Source organism: Glutamicibacter sp. HZAU, assembly GCF_004100365.1.
Taxonomy (GTDB): domain Bacteria; phylum Actinomycetota; class Actinomycetes; order Actinomycetales; family Micrococcaceae; genus Glutamicibacter; species Glutamicibacter nicotianae.
The window spans coordinates 254,019-270,643 of the sequence record NZ_SCKZ01000001.1; the positions used below are offsets into that span (position 1 = coordinate 254,019).

General features: G+C 64.4%; 14 protein-coding genes. 2 read left to right on the forward strand and 12 right to left on the reverse strand.

Features of this window, described 5'->3' with window-relative positions:
- Positions 1 to 20: 20 nt before the first annotated feature.
- The 8 genes from EKH49_RS01190 to EKH49_RS01225 all read right to left on the reverse strand — a co-directional run bounded on the left by EKH49_RS01190 (position 21) and on the right by EKH49_RS01225 (position 5,348).
- On the reverse strand, positions 21 to 611 hold the full coding sequence (locus tag EKH49_RS01190) for a hypothetical protein (protein ID WP_128469297.1): 591 nt from the start codon (positions 609 to 611) through the stop codon (positions 21 to 23).
- Between the two features lie 32 nt (positions 612 to 643).
- Complete coding sequence (locus EKH49_RS01195; RefSeq protein WP_128469299.1) at positions 644 to 1,246, reverse strand: hypothetical protein; 603 nt, start codon at positions 1,244 to 1,246, stop codon at positions 644 to 646.
- Positions 1,247 to 1,302: 56 nt separating this feature from the next.
- Positions 1,303 to 1,923: a hypothetical protein gene (locus EKH49_RS01200; RefSeq protein WP_128469301.1), complete on the reverse strand. Its 621-nt coding sequence runs from the start codon at positions 1,921 to 1,923 to the stop codon at positions 1,303 to 1,305.
- A gap of 16 nt (positions 1,924 to 1,939) precedes the next feature.
- On the reverse strand, positions 1,940 to 2,515 hold the full coding sequence (locus tag EKH49_RS01205; RefSeq protein ID WP_128469302.1) for a hypothetical protein: 576 nt from the start codon (positions 2,513 to 2,515) through the stop codon (positions 1,940 to 1,942).
- Positions 2,512 to 3,141, reverse strand: a complete 630-nt coding sequence (locus tag EKH49_RS01210; protein WP_128469303.1) for a hypothetical protein — start codon at positions 3,139 to 3,141, stop codon at positions 2,512 to 2,514. Before EKH49_RS01210 ends, EKH49_RS01205 begins: the two co-directional genes overlap by 4 nt.
- Before the next feature lie 60 nt (positions 3,142 to 3,201).
- A complete protein-coding gene (locus tag EKH49_RS01215) occupies positions 3,202 to 4,593 on the reverse strand; it encodes a hypothetical protein (RefSeq protein ID WP_128469304.1) in 1,392 nt (463 codons plus the stop codon).
- Positions 4,594 to 4,609: 16 nt separating this feature from the next.
- Complete coding sequence (locus EKH49_RS01220) at positions 4,610 to 4,930, reverse strand: hypothetical protein (protein WP_128469305.1); 321 nt, start codon at positions 4,928 to 4,930, stop codon at positions 4,610 to 4,612.
- Between the two features lie 130 nt (positions 4,931 to 5,060).
- On the reverse strand, positions 5,061 to 5,348 hold the full coding sequence (locus EKH49_RS01225; RefSeq protein WP_038993214.1) for a WXG100 family type VII secretion target: 288 nt from the start codon (positions 5,346 to 5,348) through the stop codon (positions 5,061 to 5,063).
- Positions 5,349 to 5,494: 146 nt separating this feature from the next.
- Between EKH49_RS01225 and EKH49_RS01230 the strand changes: the two genes are divergently transcribed.
- A complete protein-coding gene (locus EKH49_RS01230) occupies positions 5,495 to 6,541 on the forward strand; it encodes an RDD family protein (protein ID WP_128469307.1) in 1,047 nt (348 codons plus the stop codon).
- Entirely contained in the window at positions 6,538 to 10,992 is a 4,455-nt protein-coding gene (locus EKH49_RS01235) for an FtsK/SpoIIIE domain-containing protein (protein WP_128469308.1), read from the forward strand. Before EKH49_RS01230 ends, EKH49_RS01235 begins: the two co-directional genes overlap by 4 nt.
- A 69-nt stretch (positions 10,993 to 11,061) precedes the next feature.
- Here the strand turns inward: EKH49_RS01235 and EKH49_RS01240 are convergent, their stop codons facing one another.
- From EKH49_RS01240 to EKH49_RS01255, 4 genes are all read right to left on the reverse strand, one after another.
- Positions 11,062 to 11,811, reverse strand: a complete 750-nt coding sequence (locus EKH49_RS01240; RefSeq protein WP_128469309.1) for a hypothetical protein — start codon at positions 11,809 to 11,811, stop codon at positions 11,062 to 11,064.
- Positions 11,812 to 11,939: 128 nt separating this feature from the next.
- Positions 11,940 to 12,758 carry a xanthine dehydrogenase accessory protein XdhC gene (gene xdhC, locus EKH49_RS01245; protein ID WP_128469311.1) on the reverse strand — a complete coding sequence of 273 codons (819 nt, stop codon included), beginning with the start codon at positions 12,756 to 12,758 and terminating at the stop codon, positions 11,940 to 11,942.
- Positions 12,759 to 12,760: 2 nt separating this feature from the next.
- Positions 12,761 to 15,094, reverse strand: a complete 2,334-nt coding sequence (gene xdhB / locus EKH49_RS01250; RefSeq protein WP_128469313.1) for a xanthine dehydrogenase molybdopterin binding subunit — start codon at positions 15,092 to 15,094, stop codon at positions 12,761 to 12,763.
- On the reverse strand, positions 15,091 to 16,593 hold the full coding sequence (locus tag EKH49_RS01255; protein WP_128469314.1) for a xanthine dehydrogenase small subunit: 1,503 nt from the start codon (positions 16,591 to 16,593) through the stop codon (positions 15,091 to 15,093). Before EKH49_RS01255 ends, xdhB begins: the two co-directional genes overlap by 4 nt.
- Positions 16,594 to 16,625 lie beyond the last annotated feature (32 nt).

Below are 16,625 nucleotides of genomic sequence, written 5' to 3' on the forward strand. Positions count from 1 at the left end.
TAAAAGGGCATCCCTGCCGGCTAGGCCTGCATCCACTTTTTCTTGTGCATCACCGGGATACGCTGGCGCTCGAATTCGTCCAGCAGCGACTCGTAGAGCCCGAGGTAGTCCACTGCTGGATAGCGCACCAGATCGATGCGCGGCGTCCCGGTTTCCGGCTGCTTCAGCTGCCCGTCCAGCCGGCGGTGCAGTTCGGCCCGGTCCCAGAGCAGCTGCACCTTGGCATCGTTCTGGAAACTAATCGCGGTCACCGAGCCGATGTCATCCCAAGCCACCTTCCGCCCGTCGCGCAGGATGAGCCCCGACGCGCGGATCTTCGCATCGATGGCATCGACACCCTTGCGACGCATGGCCAGCGACGCGGTACTTATTCCCCAGGCACCGAAGAGCAGCAGAATGGCATCGAAGAACATCGGCGTGTAGCTCGCCATGAGTTGCGCACGTCGGACGGAGGTCTCGGGCAGGTCGTTGGCCACGAGATACAGCCCCAGCGGCAGCAGGATCCAGGCCATCATCAGCAGCTGGGAACTGCGTTGCACCCGCGGCCAATGGTGGGCCTTGGCGGTGATGAAGTGCTTGGGCAGTTTGCGCCGAGTGCGGCCGTGGGCCATGAGTGTGCGTTCCTGACGCCGTCGGGTCCCATTCAGAACTGCTTGTGCTTGAACCGTTCCTTGGTGTGGAAGCGGCGCTCCTTGAGCGTGGCGACCAGTGCATCGAGGTGCTCCTGATATTCGGCCATCGGGTAGCGCCGCAGGTCGATCTCCAGATAATGCATTGGCGCGCGCCCACGCACTCCGGGGGAATTCAGGTCGATCTCGGAGTTGTCCAGCAGGCTGATTCGCACCACGCGGTTAAGCACCGAGTAGTCCCAAAGCAGCGGCACCATCGAGTCATTGATATAACGGATGACTTCGGCGCGGCCGATATTCGACCACGGCACCTCCCGTCCGCCGCGGGTCACCAGGCCCTGCTCGGTGACGATCACGTCGATCGAGTCATCGCCGGCGCTGCGGCGCGTGCCATGCCGGCCGGTGGCAATGCCCACGATGCCGAAGGCCAGCAACGCCGCGGCGATGACAATCGGCCCGTAATTCAGCCAATAGGTGGCAATGCTGCTCTCCCCGGCCCGGATGTTCTGGCCGAGGATCCAGAATCCGCCAGCGGCCGAGGCCAGGCCCAGCACGGTCAGGATGATTCCGCGCTTCAGGCGCTTGGCATGCAGGTGCGGGGAACTGATGAATTCCACAACAGTTCCGGATACGGCTGCGGAGCTAGCAGGACCACCGGTGCCGCCCTGCCGTGCTATGTGAACATCCATTTCTTCTCGAATTGAACCGGGATCCCCCGGCGCTTGAACTGCTCCAACGTGGAATCATAAAGCCTGAGGTACTCGGCAGCGGGATAGCGCAAGAGGTCTACCCGGGCTGGCTCGGTCCCACCTGATCCCTGCGTATTCAGCTGCTGTGATTGCTCCCGGAGATGGAGCACCAACCTGCGGTGCAGCTCAGCACGGTCCCATAGCAGCCGGATCTTTGAATTGTTCTCGAAGGTAATCGCAGTGACGGACTCAATCTGCTCCCACGGAATTTTGCGTCCGCCCCTCAGTGTGACCCCACTGGCCCGCAGCTTCAAATCTATGGCGTCGGCCTGCTTGCGGGATAGCGAGCGAGTGGCCGTGAAGATTCCGATGCATCCAGCGATGAGCACGGCGGCCCCGGCAATGGCCGGGGTCCAAGAGACGATGATTCTCGCCCTATCGCTCGGTGTCTCGGGCAGCCCATTTGCAATCAGGTAGTAACCGAGAGGCAAGAGAATAGCTGCTAGCAAGATCAGTTTGAAGCTGCTCTCCATTCGAGGCCAATGATGAACTCCCCTGCTGACAAACTCCCCGGGTTCTTCGCGGTAGGTGGCATGATTGCTCAAAGTTCGGAGGTCCTGTCTATTCGGAATCATCAATGGTCACGGTATCCAGCAGTTGCACCATCGGATCCATCATGAGGGCAAGATTCGACAGATCCGAGTCGAATGCCTCAAGGATGAACACAAGTCCCTTGCACCGGCCTACCGTTCGGACATGGCCAATGGCCGGCAACAACACTGTCTCGTCCGCCCTCGGGAGGTCCAAGGAGATGACGGATGTAGATTGGATGATCCGGCCGAAGACCGTTGAATCGAATTCTTCGGTTTGTGCGGGTGACATCGAATCATGATCGGGTGCGGCCAGTTCCTCTAGGCTCGCTTCGTCATCGTCGTCTTCGATGACCAGGTGGGCGGTGCCCATTGCGTGCCCATCTTCGGGTGAATACCACAGCGTGTGGTCGGCATCCGCTGCTTGATTCGCGGCAACTTCTAATGCGAGTTCCCGGTAGGTCTTCCGGAGCTCGGGATCACGCGGAATTGCGACTTCGGAAAGGTCTTCGGCCCATTGCTCTGCCGTGTCCCAGTCCGCCTCGGGGAAGGAACGAGGCACGGGGATCCAGAGTTCCAGATCCGGCTGGATTTCATATGATGTCACTGTATCGGCACCCACTTGAACGTCCCCAGGATTGCGTAGCCGAGGCCTCGCAATGCTTCGGTGAATTCTTCATTGTTTTCGCCTGTTTCAAGGCTTGCGTAGGAATACCTCAGCCACAATCCGGCACTCGGCTCGGGATCAGTGCTTCCGTCCGCCCGTGGCCGGGGAACCACCATATTCAAGCTCAGGTTCTTGTATTCCGGAGCCTCTTCGGCTGGCTCATTCGTATTCCACAGGTACCAGGTCTCATCGTCGACGGCTTCGGTTTCCACCGGATTGCCATCCGCGACCCTGCGCACCATCCCTGCCAATGCCCCTGCCTCCGAGGATTTCAAGGGGGTCATGATCATTGATGTCGGCACAGCTCCACCGCGGGCTTTCTCGACCGGTAAAGCGAGCCCAATCGCGCCCCGACGCCGCAAATTCTCGAACATCTCATGCGTTTTCTGGCGCAGCATCAGCACCACGTCAGCGCGCCCCAGCGCCTTCGCTTCTGCCGTAACCAGCTTGGCCAAGATCGCCTCGTGGTCGGCGCTCGTCCTGAATTCCCGCCACCCCGGCGGATAGACTATGCTGTACCCGATACCGCGTGGTTGCGGCTTCGCTTCTTGCGGACTCTGGCTCATTTTTCTCCTGCCCTGCCCTAGGGTTTCGAGCGCATCTGGCCCAACGTCGCTTGCACCAAGCTACTTCTTCCGCTCACTGTCGTAAACGGATAGCCCGAAGGATTGCACGACATTACCGCCATCCTCGAGCTTAGCGGCGATCTTGGTTCCCATGGCCCAGTCCACTGCGCGCGCGTCGAAGTCGTCAACATGCTTGAGTACGTATTCGGCCATTTCCCGGTGCTTCGTGCTGCCCCAGTCGTTAGCGTACTTGACGTATTTGAGCGGATCCTCGTCGAATGATTTCTTGAACTTTGCCAGGTAGTCGTTGCCATGCTTGAACTTGGCTTCCTGGTACTTTTGCTCCAGTTTCCGGTTGTTACGCCGGATTTTTGCCTTGGTCTTGCGGTTTCCACGAATCGTCGTCTTCACCGGGCGCTTCGGTTGCCCCTTGAGCGATGATCGGATGATTCCACGCCCGGTGCTGGCACGCGTTTTGGTGAACGCCTTGAACGCCTTGCCTGCACCACGGCTTCTTGCGGCTTTGAACCCGCCCTTGAAGACCTTGGAGAGCCCGGAAATGCTCTTTCCCAGAACCCTGCCGAACGGGACCAAACCGACGATGGCCAGTCCCAAGCTGGTCCAATCACCTTCGCCCTGGGTCATCTTGTAGATTTCAATGCCCAGGGTAATCACCCCAGCCACCAATGCAAGCAGACCGAGAATTGGGCCGAGGAATGTGGCAGACAAGATCAGCGCCAAGGCGCCCAGGACAAGGGCGGCGATGCTCAAGATAGAATTGAGCGTGTCGTACCACTTGTCATTATTATCAGCCGCGTCAATGGCATCCTCGATGCCGCTAACCGCATCGTCGTAGGCATCTTCCCAATAGGATACGCGTCCGTCGAACTTGCCCCACAACTCACGCAGTTCTTCTTCTGCCTGGTCACTCGCGTCTGTGGCAGCAGTCAAGTCCTTCTTCGCTTTGGCCTTTTCCTCGTCGGTGCCTTCTCCGATGCCGAATAGCCCGCCATCGGCATCGTCCATGGCGTCTTCGGCCGTTTCCGCTTGGCTCCGCTTGGTCGCGGCCGTTTCATGCGCCTGCTCGATGTCGGTAATCAAGGCGTTGAGCGTTGAATAATTGTCGACTCCGCCTTCCTTCGTGCACATCATTAGTGCGCCTTGGACCCGGTCCAGCGCCTCTGCATACGTCTTCAGGGCTTCGCCAGTCTTGCTGTAGCGGACTGATGCCTTGTGCAGCTTCGGGTAAACTTCGCCTGCACTCTCTCGAACTGACTTTATCGCCTCGGATTTCAAATCCGCTGTGCCATTGCTGATGTCCTCCAGCCGGATGGCCGAGCGTTCCATGGCTTCACCAGAAGAGATCAGATCCAAGGCGCTGCGGCGCAAGTCAGCGGCGTTGCCGGTGATCATTTGCAACGGGTCGCCAGTACTAGGTGAATGCAATGTCATTTAGTCTCTCCGCGCGCTAGTTGGCCTTGGGCGCGTCAGACGCCCGGGAGTTCAAGAAAGCCTTCTTGGTTTCGAGGTCCCAATCGGCGAAACCCTGCTGAATGTCTTTCAAATGCTTGTGTATTCCATCGAGTTCTTCCACCAAACCGTCGCGGGTCTTGTTCCACTCGTCCTCGAAATCGCCCACTCGATCTTGCAGCTTGTCGTCATTCATCGGGGTACCGACGGAACGCGAAATGCCCTTGGCAATATCCGAGGCATCGTTGAAGTCCGTGATGCTATTGCCCAAATCAGTGACGATCTCGTCAAGACGAGCTAGATACAATTCGTCTGCCACGGTGTGAACTACTCCTTGCGCTCAAGATTGGTTGTGGAATGCCGCAAGTTAGGCGCGGCAGGGATATCCCAGAAATGTGGTCGCCCCGTGAATAACGAAGCGACCACATCAGCCGGAAAATTGCGTCCGGCTACTGGCCGGCCATGCCGCGGTCGGTGTCCTGGATCTGGGTCATCATGTCGCGCAGCGCGGTGGCCATGTCGTTGATGCCATCGAACGCGGTCTTCAAGCCGTCGTTCAGGTCCTTGTAGCCTTCGCCGAACTGGCCCGAAGCGTGCTCGGTGGTGAAGTCTTCGCCGAGCAGCTTGTCCACACCGGACTGCAGCTGCTCAAGCACGCCGTCCAAGTCCTCGCGCCCGGTGTCAAGCTTCGATGCCATGGCTTCCATTTCGCCATAATTAGCCTTGAAATCAGTCACAACTATGCTCCTCAACTTGTTGGCTGGCCCGGTTGCCGGGCCAGTTCAGTTTTGTCCGCAACCTACGCTAGTGTGGCAGCTGGCCTGCTCTCAATGGGGAGAACTCCCCGTGGCAAGCCGGCATCGAACTGAAGTAGAAAGATCCCATGGACGTAGTTTCAGCAGCAGCACTCGCCAGATCCTCCACGCTCGGAATGCATCCAGCCGAAGCACGCCTGCGGATCTGGTCCTACCTCATCGACTACGCCGTTTCGCTGGCCGCGCTGCTGCCCGCCGGCATCGGATACGTGATTTTCCTGGTGACCGGGCACTACTCCACGGTCCCGCTGGTCCTGTCCGGAGTCAGCGCCCTGCTGCTGCTGGTCTATCTGGTTGTCTTGCTCGTGATGAACAGCCGCAGGGGCTCCTCGCCCGGCAAGGCCGCGATGCGCCTGCGCGCCGCCCGGCTGGATTCTTTTTCCGCACCCGGCTTCGGCCGGATCCTCCTCGCCGCCTTCGTCTTCCTGCTCAGCCATCTGATCCCGGTCATTGGCCCGCTGCTGATGCTGCTCTCCTGCCTTTTCGACCGGGAGCACCGCCGCAGCTGGCTGGACAAGATCGCCCAAACCTACGTGGTTGATATCCGCAAGGGCCTGGATCCGACCAACCCGCGGGCGCTGGCCCGTGCCGAATACCTGATCTCCCGCCCGGACCGGGACATTTCCGAGCATCTGCCATCGCTGGGCACCTCCGCCGAGGACGACATATACGATGACGCCGCAGTGCCTTCGCGTCCCCGCTCCACAGCGGGCATCATCGGAGCGCAGAACAGCGACTGGCATTCGCCATCTGCGCCGCAGACGGGAACCGTCCGCCGCGCGGCCTTCGCCTTTGACGACGGGTCCTATCTCCCCGTTCCGGAATCCGGGCTGATCGGACGTGCGCCCCAGACCACGGAAGAGTCCGGCAATGAACTGCTGGTCGCGCTGAAGGACCCCGAACGGCTGCTGTCCAAGACGCATCTGGCCTTCGGCTGCGACGGGGCGAATGCCTGGGTCATGGACCTAGGTTCCAGCAACGGCACGCAGGTCACCACCGCCTCCCGCGCCCCGCGCAATGCACCACCCCATGTCCGCCTGCATCTGAATGACGGGGATGTCGTCCAGGTAGGCAGCCGTACCTTCCGCATTACCTTCCAGGAGACCGCGAAGTGAAAATCAAGGCCACACTCAGGCGCCCGGACACCAGCACCATCGACGTGGTGTTGACCTGCGATGCCACCGCCACCGTGGGAGATGCAGCCCGCGCCCTGGCCGGGGAGCAGGTTCCCGAGCATCCCACGCTGCTGGTCACCGCCGCCGGCACCGCACCGGTGCAGCTCGATCCGCACACCCCGCTGGCCGAGGCGGAACTGGGTTCGGGCTTCAGCATCGAGGTCGTGCCGACCACCGATGCCTTCGTCTCGGGAGGCTCGGCGGCAGCGGTGCTGCGCGTGGCCAACGGCCCGGATGCGGGCATGGCCTTCGCGCTGCCCGCCGGCACCTCCTATGTGGGGCGATCGGAGAAGGCCACCGTGGTGCTCAACGACCGCATGGTCTCCACCCGGCATGCGCGCATCGAGGTGGGAAGCAAGATCGAGCTGGTGGACCTGAACTCCGCCAACGGCATCCTGGTCGATGGCCGGCTGGCCCAGCGCGTCGCGGTGATCCCCGGCCAGCTGATCACCCTGGGTGCTACCGAGGTCTTCTTCGAGCTGCTGCCCGGGACCGCCACCGGCCATTCCCCGGTCTATGAGAAGGGCGGCTCGATCCTCTTCAACCGTTCCCCGCGGGTGGAGGTCCGCTACCCCGGCGAGGAACTGCCGCGCCCGGCGATCCCGCAGGAAGCCAGCCCCAAGCTCTTCCCCTGGCCGATGATCTTCGCTCCGCTAATCATGGGCCTGACAATTTTCTCGCTCACCCAACGCGCGCTGTCGCTGATCGTGGTGCTGATCTCGCCGCTGATGATGCTGGGCAACCTGATCGGCCAGCGCACCCAGAGCAACAACAAGCTGCGCCTGGAAATCGAGACATTCGAACGGCAATTCGAGGCGCTGGAAGATAGCCTGCTGGCCGGGGAGGAAGCCGAACGCGCGCACCGGCGCAGCGAGGCCCCGGCCACCGCGACCGTCTTCGAGCAGGCCGAATCGCTGGGCCCGCTGCTGTGGACCCGGCGCCCGGAGCATTGGAACTTCCTCTCGCTGCGGCTGGGCTCGGGAACCGCGCGCAGCCGCACCACCGTCGCCGAGCTGGCCGACCGGACCGGGATGCAGGAATATGTGGAACGGGTCGACGAGCTCACCGCGCAATACCGGATGATCGAGGATGTGCCGATCATCGAGCTGCTGCCCTCGGCCGGCGCCATCGGCATTGCCGGGCCGCGGCTGCAATCCGCCGATGCGCTGCGCGCGCTGGCGGTGCAGCTATTCGGCCTGCACGCGCCCAATGACCTGTGCACCGCCGCGATCATCGACCCGGCCTGGACCGAGGACCTTGAATGGTTCAAATGGCTGCCGCACACCACGGGCCCGCGCTCCCCGCTGGCCCAGGTGGCGCTGGCCGATACGCAGACCTCCGGCACGGTGCTCATCAACGCCCTGGAAGAGCTCATCGCCCGGCGCAACGACCCGTCCGCCTACCGGCTGGGCCCGCTGTCCACCCGGCACACCTCCATGGAGCTGGGCAGGGAAGCCGGCGAGCAGTCCACCGGCGTGCCGACGGCCAAGGACCTTTCGCTGGTGCTCTTCGTGACCAATGACGCCCCGGTGGACCGTGCCCGGCTTTCGCAGATCATCGAGCGCGGGCCAGCCGTGGGCATCTACACGATCTTCGTGGCCCCCACCGTGCAGTCGCTGCCCGCCGCCTGCCGCACCTTCGTGGACGTCACCGAGGGCCTGGATGATGCCCGCGTGGGCTGGGTGCGTGCCGGCGAGGAAGCCGTCAAGGTGTCGGTGGAAGGGGTCTCGCGCGAGCATGCCGAGCACTTCGCCCGCCGGCTGGCCCCGATCGTGGACTCCAGCTCGCTGGTCCCGGATTCCTCGGACATCCCGGATTCGGTGTCGCTGCTGCGCATCCTGGGGCCGGACCTGGCTGAATCCCCGGATGCGGTGCTCGAACGCTGGAAGCAGAACAACTCGGTGATCGACCGCGCCGCCACCGGCCCCCGGCCGCGGCTGAAGCGCGCCGGGACGCTGCGCGCCTATATCGGCCAGGGCACCCCGGATGCGATGAGCCTGGATCTGCGCACCCAGGGCCCGCACGCCCTGGTGGGCGGCACCACCGGCTCGGGCAAGTCCGAATTCCTGCAGGCCTGGGTGCTGGCAATGGCCGCCGAATACAGCCCCGACCGGGTGACCTTCCTGTTCGTGGACTACAAGGGCGGCTCCGCCTTCGCCGACTGCGTGGAGCTGCCGCACTGCGTCGGGCTGGTCACCGACCTTTCCCCGCATCTGGTCCGCCGCGCGCTGACCAGCCTGCGCGCCGAGCTGCACCACCGCGAGAAGCTCTTCCACCGCAAGAAGGCCAAGGACCTGCTGGAACTGGAAAAGCGCCAGGACCCGGAAACCCCGCCGGCCCTGGTGCTGGTGGTCGACGAGTTCGCCGCCCTGGCCGGAGAGGTTCCGGAATTCGTGGACGGCGTGGTGGACATCGCCCAGCGCGGCCGCTCCCTGGGCATCCACCTGATCTTGGCCACCCAGCGCCCTGCGGGCGTGATCAAGGACAATTTGCGCGCCAACACCAACCTGCGCGTGGCGTTGCGCATGGCCGATGCCGCGGACTCGAACGACGTGGTGGAGGACCCGATCGCCGCCGGATTCGACCCGTCGCTGCCCGGCCGCGGCATCGCCAAGACCGGCCCGGGACGGTTGGTGCCCTTCCAGTCCGGGTACGCCGGCGGCTGGACCACCGACGAGCCCGAAGCCGCCGAGGTGCGCGTGGAGGACCTGCGCTTCGGCGGGGCGCGCGTCTGGGAGCAGCCCGAAACGGAGAATGCGGACATCGAGGAGAACAGCGGCCCGAACGACCAGAAGCGCCTGGTCTCCAGCTTCATCGCCGCCTCGAACGGCGCCGGGATCCCGGCCCCGCGCCGGCCATGGCTCGATGACCTCTCGGCCACCGTGGATTTGCGCGAGCTCGCCCCGGATTCGGACAGCCGGATCCCGCTGGCGCTGGCCGACATCCCCGAGCACCAGGCCCAGGAAACCGCCTGGTTCGAACCCGACACCGACGGCCACCTGCTGGTCTACGGCACCTCCGGCGCCGGCAAGTCCGCGGCGCTGCGCAGCATCGCGATCGCCGCGGGAGCCAATCCGGCGGCCGGCACCGCGGCGGTATATGCGCTGGACTTCGGCACCAGCTCGTTGCGCTCGCTCGAACCGCTGCCGCATCTCGGCGCCGTCATCGGCGGCGACGACGTGGAGCGCATCCAGCGCGTCTTCCGCATCCTGGCCGAGCACCTCGATGAGCGTTCGGCCCGCTATGCGCACGCGAATGCTGCCTCGCTGAGCGAGTACCGCCAGGTGACCGGGCACGTCTCCGAGCCGCGCATCTTCCTGCTGATCGACGGCTTCGGCCAGTTCCGCAACGACTGGGAGCTGGGCCACGGCCGCGGCGAGTTCTACCAGGTGTTCATGCGCATCGTCGGCGAGGGCCGCCCGCTGGGCATCCACGTTGTGGCCACCGCTGACCGCTTCGGCGCGGTGCCCACCGCGATCAGCGCGAACATCACCCAGCGCGTGGTGCTGCGCATGGCCGACGAGCAGGCGTACAACGTGCTGGGCGTGGCCAAGGATGTGCTCAATGAGCGCAGCGTGCCCGGCCGCGCCATCATCAAGGGCCACGAGGCGCAGATTGCGGTGCTTGGCGGCACCGCCAACGTGGCCGAGCAAACCGCGCTGACCACCAGCTGGGCCCAGGAGCTCACGGCTTCCGGCGCCCCGCAGGCGGCCGGGGTCGAAACCCTGCCCCAGGAATTCGCGGCGGCGTCGCTGCCCGACACGGTCAACGGATTGCCGGCCATCGGCCTGTCCGACACCACTCTGGGTCCGTGCGGCTTCGAGCCCATCGGCACCTTCGTCATTGCCGGGCCACCACAGAGCGGCAAGACCAACGCGATGCGCGCCATGGTCACCGCGCTGGAACGCGCCAACCCGGCCACCCAGTTCTTCCACCTCGGCGGCCGGCGCGCCGAGCTGCGCGGCTGGCGGCAGTGGAATGGCACCGCTTCGGGCCCGGCCGAGACCCGGCAGTTCGCCAAGGACATGCTGGATCTGGTCTCCGATGATTCCATGCCGGGCAAGATGGTGTTTGTCGTGGAGAACTTCACCGAGTTCGCCGATTCGGATGCGGAGCGTCCGATGAAGGAACTGCTCAAGGCCATCAACCGCTCCGATCATTTCCTGATCGCAGACGGGGACATCAACTCGTTCTCCTCCAGCTTCGGGCTGCTCGGCGAGCTGAAGTCCAACCGCCACGGCATCGCGCTCAAGCCCGACGCCTACGACGGGGACTCGCTGTTCAAGGTGCCGTTCCCGCGCGTCAAGCGCCACGACTTCCCGCCGGGGCGCGGGTTCATGGTGCAAAACGGCCAACGCACCCTGGTGCATCTGCCGCTCGTGGAGCAGTAGGCCGTGGAGCAGTAGGCGCGAAAAAGCCGGCAGCAACGTGCAGTTGCTGCCGGCTTCGCTGTGCTGGGGCTAGAACTCGAAGTCGCCGAAGTCTCCGCCGGCTCCGCCGAGGAAGTCGCCGAACATGCCCTCGGCCTGGCCGCCGAGCTGTTCCCCGGCACCGGCCACGGTTTCGCCCAAGCCATCGGCCATGGAACCGAATTCTTCGCCAATGCCGGCAAAGCCGTCAAGCAGCGGCCCGGCAATGGCGGTGCCGATGAACGCGCCTGCCACGCCGCCGAGCAGGCCAACGCCCAGGCCGCCGGCCGCCCCGGCAGCCATGCCCAGACCGCGGCCCTTGCCGCCGGAGCCCAGGAGCTTGTCCATGAATCCGGGACGCGAGATTTCCGCTCGGGTTGCCGAGCGGGCCAGGTCCCGCGGATCCTGGGTCCTCGGGCGTTCTGCCGGCGGCAGCTGCTCGTTCAGCTCGTGGTGCAGCAGTTCTCGCTGCTGCGGGGTCAGCCGGGCGAAGGCTTCGGCATGAGCGCGTTCCATATCCTGCGGCGGAGCGGTGCGCAGCATGTAGCGGTACTTCTCGATCGCCGCCTGGTCTTCGCGCGAAGGGGCTGAAGCCTGCGGATTGCTGTAGCCGCGGTTGCCGTAGTCCTGGCGCTGCTGCTGGTAAGGCTGCTGGTAGCCGGAAGTGTTCTGATGGTAACCGCGATGGTCGCGATCATAACCGCGCTGATTGCTGCTGGAGCTGCGCTGGCTGAGCTGTTCCCGGACATACTGGCCAGCCATTTGCTTGCCCTTGCGCAGCAGCTTGTCGAACATGGACATGAAATCGGCCTCCTAGGCTTTGCGGGCGCGGTGCGCTGGGGCACCGCTCTCAATTCGTTAAACTCCCCAGCACCGCTCCTTGTTCCCCGCATTAGACTATTCTCATTTTCACCTGGCAGGCCCAGAACCTATGAGCTCAGTACCGGCGGCTTCGCGGTTTGGCTGATGCGCGCCAGCAGCTCGGCGGCCACGGACACGGCAATCACCGCCGGCTGCTTGCCTCGCACCTGCTCGATCCCGATGGGGCACTGGATCGCGGCGATCTGCTGCTCGCTGAAGCCGCTGGAGCCCAGATGCTTCTGGAAGCGGGCCCACTTGGCGCTGGATCCGATCAAGCCAATTGACCCCAACCCCGGATGGCGCAGGGCCGCATCGCAAAGGTGGAAATCCTCGGCGTGATCATGCGTCATGATCAGCACATGGGATCCGTCAGGCAGGGCGCTGAGCACCTGCTCCCCGAGCACCGCCACCGCCGGATGGATCTGCGCCACGCTGGGTTCAAGGACGGGAAGTTCCTCCAGGAATTCCGGTCGCGAATCCACCAGATGCAATTCCAGGTCATGGCGGGAGAGGATTCGGGCCAATTCCATGCCCACATTGCCCACCCCGAAGATCGCCACCGTGGCAACAACCGGCAGGGGCTCCAGCAGCACCGTGATCTCGCCGCCGCAGCATTGGCGGCCGAACTTGGCCGGGGCCTTGTCGCTGAGCTTCATGCTGATGCTCTGCGGCTGGCCCTCGCCCACGGCGATCATCTGGCGGGCCCGTTCCATCACCGCCATCTCCAGGTTGCCTCCGCCAATGGTCCCGAAGATTTCCTGGCTGGAGATCACCATCTTGGCTCCCGGCTCGCGCGGGGCATGCCCGCGCACTGCGGTGACGGTAGCCAGCACGCCCGGACGGCGCTCATTGCGCAGCACGGTGACCGCTTCAATCCACGAGCGCATGGCTACTGCCCCTTCCGCACCGATTCAATCGCCCAGAACACCGCTTCCGGTGTCGCCGGGGACGCCAGCTGCACGGAGCACCCGGCAGGCCCGAACGCGGCCACCGCCTGCCGTATTGCCTCGCGCACCGAGAAGGAAAGCATCAGCGGCGGCTCCCCCACGGCCTTGGAACCGTAGACCGCGCCTTCCTCATGCGCTTTCTGTAGCAGGCCGACGTTCAAGATCTCGGGCATCTCGGAGAAGCTCGGGATCTTGTAGGTGCTCGCGGCCTGGGTGGCGACCCGTCCGCGGTTCGGCCCATCGGAGGTGTCCCAGCGCAGGTCCTCCAGGGTCAGCCAGCCGACGCCCTGCACGAACCCTCCCTCGATCTGCCCCAAATCCACCAGCGGCGAGAGGGAGTCTCCGACATCATGGACGATATCCACGCGGCGCAGCACGTATGAGCCGTCGAAGCGGCTGACTTCCACCTCGCTGGCCGCCACCCCGTAGGCGAAGTACTTGAACGGGCTGCCGGTCATCCGCGATAGGTCCCAATGCAGCCCTTCGGTGCGGTAGAAGCCGGCAGCCGAGAGCTGGATCCGCTGGAAGTACGCGGTCTTGACCACGTCCGCCCATTCCAGGGTTTCGCCCTTGCCCAGCGCGGTGACCCGGCCGCCGCCGAAGCGGAGATCCTGGGCTGGAACCCCGAGCATGCCGGCGGCCACCTGCGCCAGCCGGTCCCGGATCTGCTCGCAGGCATCCTTGACCGCCCCGCCGTTCAGGTCGCTGCCAGAGCTGGCCGCGGTGGCCGAGGTGTTGGGCACCTTGTCGGTGCGCGTTGGCGCGTTGCGCACCATGGACAGCGGCACGCCCAGCGCGGTGGCGGCCACCTGCAGCATCTTGGTGTGCAGGCCCTGGCCCATCTCGGTACCGCCGTGGTTTACCAGTACCGAACCGTCCTTGTACACCAGAACGAGGGCCCCGCCCTGGTTGAAGGCGGTGAGGTTGAAGGAGATTCCGAATTTCACCGGGGTCAAGGCCAATCCCCTTTTGGCGTGCTCATGGGTGGCGTTGAACTGAGCAATTTGTTGTTCGCGTGCGGCGATGCCTGCCGAGTCGAGCACTTGGTTCCAGGCGGCTTCCAGCCGCTCGGGATGCCTCACCGGCTGGTAATACGGGGTGTCCTGCCCTTCTGTGTAGAAGTTGCGCCGGCGCAGTTCCTTGGGATCCAATCCCAGCTGCGGGGCCACCCGGCCGAGGATGTCTTCCATGACCAGCATTCCCTGCGGACCGCCGAAGCCGCGGAACGCTGTTTGCGAGGTCTTATGGCATTTGGCGATGCGTCCGGAAACCTTGATGTTCGGGATCCAATAGGAATTGTCGATATGGCACATGGCGCGGGTCAGCACCGGTTCGGACAGATCCAGGCTCCACCCGCCGTCAGCTGTCAGTTGGGCCTGCAGGGCTAGGATCCTGCCCTGCTCGTCGAAGCCTATTTTCCAGGTGGCATGGAAACCGTGGCGCTTGCCGGTCATGGTCATGTCCAGGGTGCGGTCCAGCCGCACCCGCACCGGACGCCCGGTGAGCACCGCACCCAGGGCCGCCAGCGCAGCATAGCCGTGGGGCTGCATTTCCTTGCCGCCGAATCCGCCACCCATGCGCAGCACTTGCACGGTCACCTCATGGGCGCTGATGCCCAGCACATGTGAGACAATGTCCTGGGTTTCGGTGGGATGCTGGGTGGAGCAATGGATCATGATCTGTCCGCTCTCATCCACCATGGCCAGCGAGTTCTGCGTTTCCAGGTAGAAGTGATCCTGTCCGGAGAATTCGAATTCTCCGTCGAAGACATGGGCCGACTGCGCGAAGCCTGCCTCCGGGTCCCCCTTGGCGATCTCGGGCTGGATGCCGTGGAAGCTGCCGGCCGCGATGGCCTCCTTGATGGTGATCAAAGAATCCAGCTGCTCATAGTCGACGTTCACCGCCTTGGCTCCGGCCTTCGCCGCTTCCAGGTCTTTGCCCAAGACCCATGCTACGGGTTGTCCGAAGAACATCACCTCGTCCACCGGCAGCAGCGGCTCGTCATGCTTGGCGCCCTGGTCATTGACTCCGGGAATATCTGCCGCGGTAATCACCCGGACGACTCCGGGCACTTGAAGCGCCGCACTGGAATCCAGGCCCAGGATTTTCGCGTGGGCGCAGGTGGACTGCACCGGGTAGGCATGCAGCACCCCGGCCAGGCGCTGCGCTAGGTCATCGGTATACAGTGCGGTACCGGTGACGTGCGCGGCGGCGGATTCGTGGCGGCGGCGCTGGCCGACCACTGCGTTATCGGGGCGTTGGGATAGCTGGCTCATGAGTTCTGCTCCTGCCCTGCACCCGAGCGAGACAGCTGCTCGGCGTAGAACCGTTCCAGCGAAGAGGCCAGCATGGCCTTGCGGTAGCTGGCGCTGGCCCGGTGGTCATCCATCGGGGTGCCTTCCTCGCCCATGATGCTTGCGGCGGCCCGGATGGTGTCCAGGTTCCATTCCTTTCCTTCCAGCGTCTCTTCGGTAGCCTTGGCGCGCAGCGGGGTTGCTGCCACGCCACCCAACCCGATCCGCGCCTTGGAGATCACGCCGTCTTCCACCGTGACCGCGTAGCCGACGGCCACCGATGCGATGTCGTCGAAGCGACGCTTGGAGATCTTCTGGAAGCTGGTCAGTTCGGCCAGCGGCAGCGGGATGCGGATCGCGGTGATCATCTCCCCCGGTTCCCGCACGGTCTGCCGGTAGCCGGTGAAGTACTCGGCGAGCGCCACTACCCGGTTGCCCCTGATGCTGGAGAGCACCAGTTCGGCGTCCAGCGCCAGCAGCGCCGGAGGGGTGTCGCCGATGGGCGAGCCGGTGCCCAGGTTCCCGCCCAGGGTGGCACTATTGCGGATCAGCCGGGAGGCGAATTGACCGAAGAGCGTTCCCAGCAGCGGGACCCGTCCGGCGAGGTTCCGTTCCAGTTCGCTGAGCGTGCAGCCTGCACCGAGTTCCAGGTACTGCTCATTGAACTGGATCTGGCGCAGCTCGGGCAGCCGGTCGATGGCCAGCACCGACCGGGCGCGGGCACCCTTGATGTTGACTTCCACGCCCCAGTCGGTAGCGCCGGCCACCAGCACGGTGTCAGGTTCATCAGCCAGGATCTGCAGAGCCGATTCCAGGTCCGTGGCCCGGCGGAACCGGCCCAGTTCCCCGGTGGGGGTGTCCGCGCGCTGGATGTCCGTGGCGACCGGGTCCGGGGCGCCGCGCTGCGTCCGGACGGCCAGCGGGTCATCTTCCTCGGGCTCGCCCAGCGCATAGGCGGCGTCGCGGATCGGACGGTATCCGGTGCAGCGGCAGAGATTGCCCGACAGTGCGTGCAGATCGAATCCATTGGGTCCGCACTCGTGCTCGCCGCCATCCTCCGCGCTGACTGCGGGATTGGAGGTCCGCTCGGGGCGGTAGTATTCGGCGGCCATGGAGCAGACAAAACCGGGGGTGCAATATCCGCACTGGGATCCTCCGCGGTTGGCCATCTCTGCCTGCACCGGGTGCAGGTCCGCGACGCTGCCCAGCCCTTCGGAGGTGATCACTTCCTGGCCGTCCAGGGACGCGGCTGGCAGCAGGCAGGCGTTGACCGCGGTCCACCTGCTGCCCTCACCGTCGCTGCGGGCGACCAGGATGGAGCAGGCACCGCATTCGCCTTCGGCGCAGCCTTCCTTGCATCCGATCAGCTGCTGCCCGCGCAGGAAATCCAGCACGTTGGTGTGCGGCGGGCCGTCGAATTCCCGGACCGTCCCGTTGACGGTAACCAAGCATTTTGTCTCTTGCGTTGCCTCGGCGTTCATGCCGCTGACACCTCCTGCGCCCGGGTATCTGC

What these genes read in the sequence shown, in the direction of transcription:
- EKH49_RS01190 (WP_128469297.1), bottom strand. Translation starts at nt 611, where the DNA reads ATGGCCCACGGCCGCACTCGGCGCAAACTGCCCAAGCACTTCATCACC.
- EKH49_RS01210 (WP_128469303.1), bottom strand. Translation starts at nt 3,141, where the DNA reads ATGAGCCAGAGTCCGCAAGAAGCGAAGCCGCAACCACGCGGTATCGGG.
- EKH49_RS01215 (WP_128469304.1), bottom strand. Translation starts at nt 4,593, where the DNA reads ATGACATTGCATTCACCTAGTACTGGCGACCCGTTGCAAATGATCACC.
- EKH49_RS01230 (WP_128469307.1), top strand. Translation starts at nt 5,495, where the DNA reads ATGGACGTAGTTTCAGCAGCAGCACTCGCCAGATCCTCCACGCTCGGA.
- EKH49_RS01240 (WP_128469309.1), bottom strand. Translation starts at nt 11,811, where the DNA reads ATGTCCATGTTCGACAAGCTGCTGCGCAAGGGCAAGCAAATGGCTGGC.
- xdhC (WP_128469311.1), bottom strand. Translation starts at nt 12,758, where the DNA reads ATGCGCTCGTGGATTGAAGCGGTCACCGTGCTGCGCAATGAGCGCCGT.
- xdhB (WP_128469313.1), bottom strand. Translation starts at nt 15,094, where the DNA reads ATGAGCCAGCTATCCCAACGCCCCGATAACGCAGTGGTCGGCCAGCGC.
- EKH49_RS01255 (WP_128469314.1), bottom strand. Translation starts at nt 16,593, where the DNA reads ATGAACGCCGAGGCAACGCAAGAGACAAAATGCTTGGTTACCGTCAAC.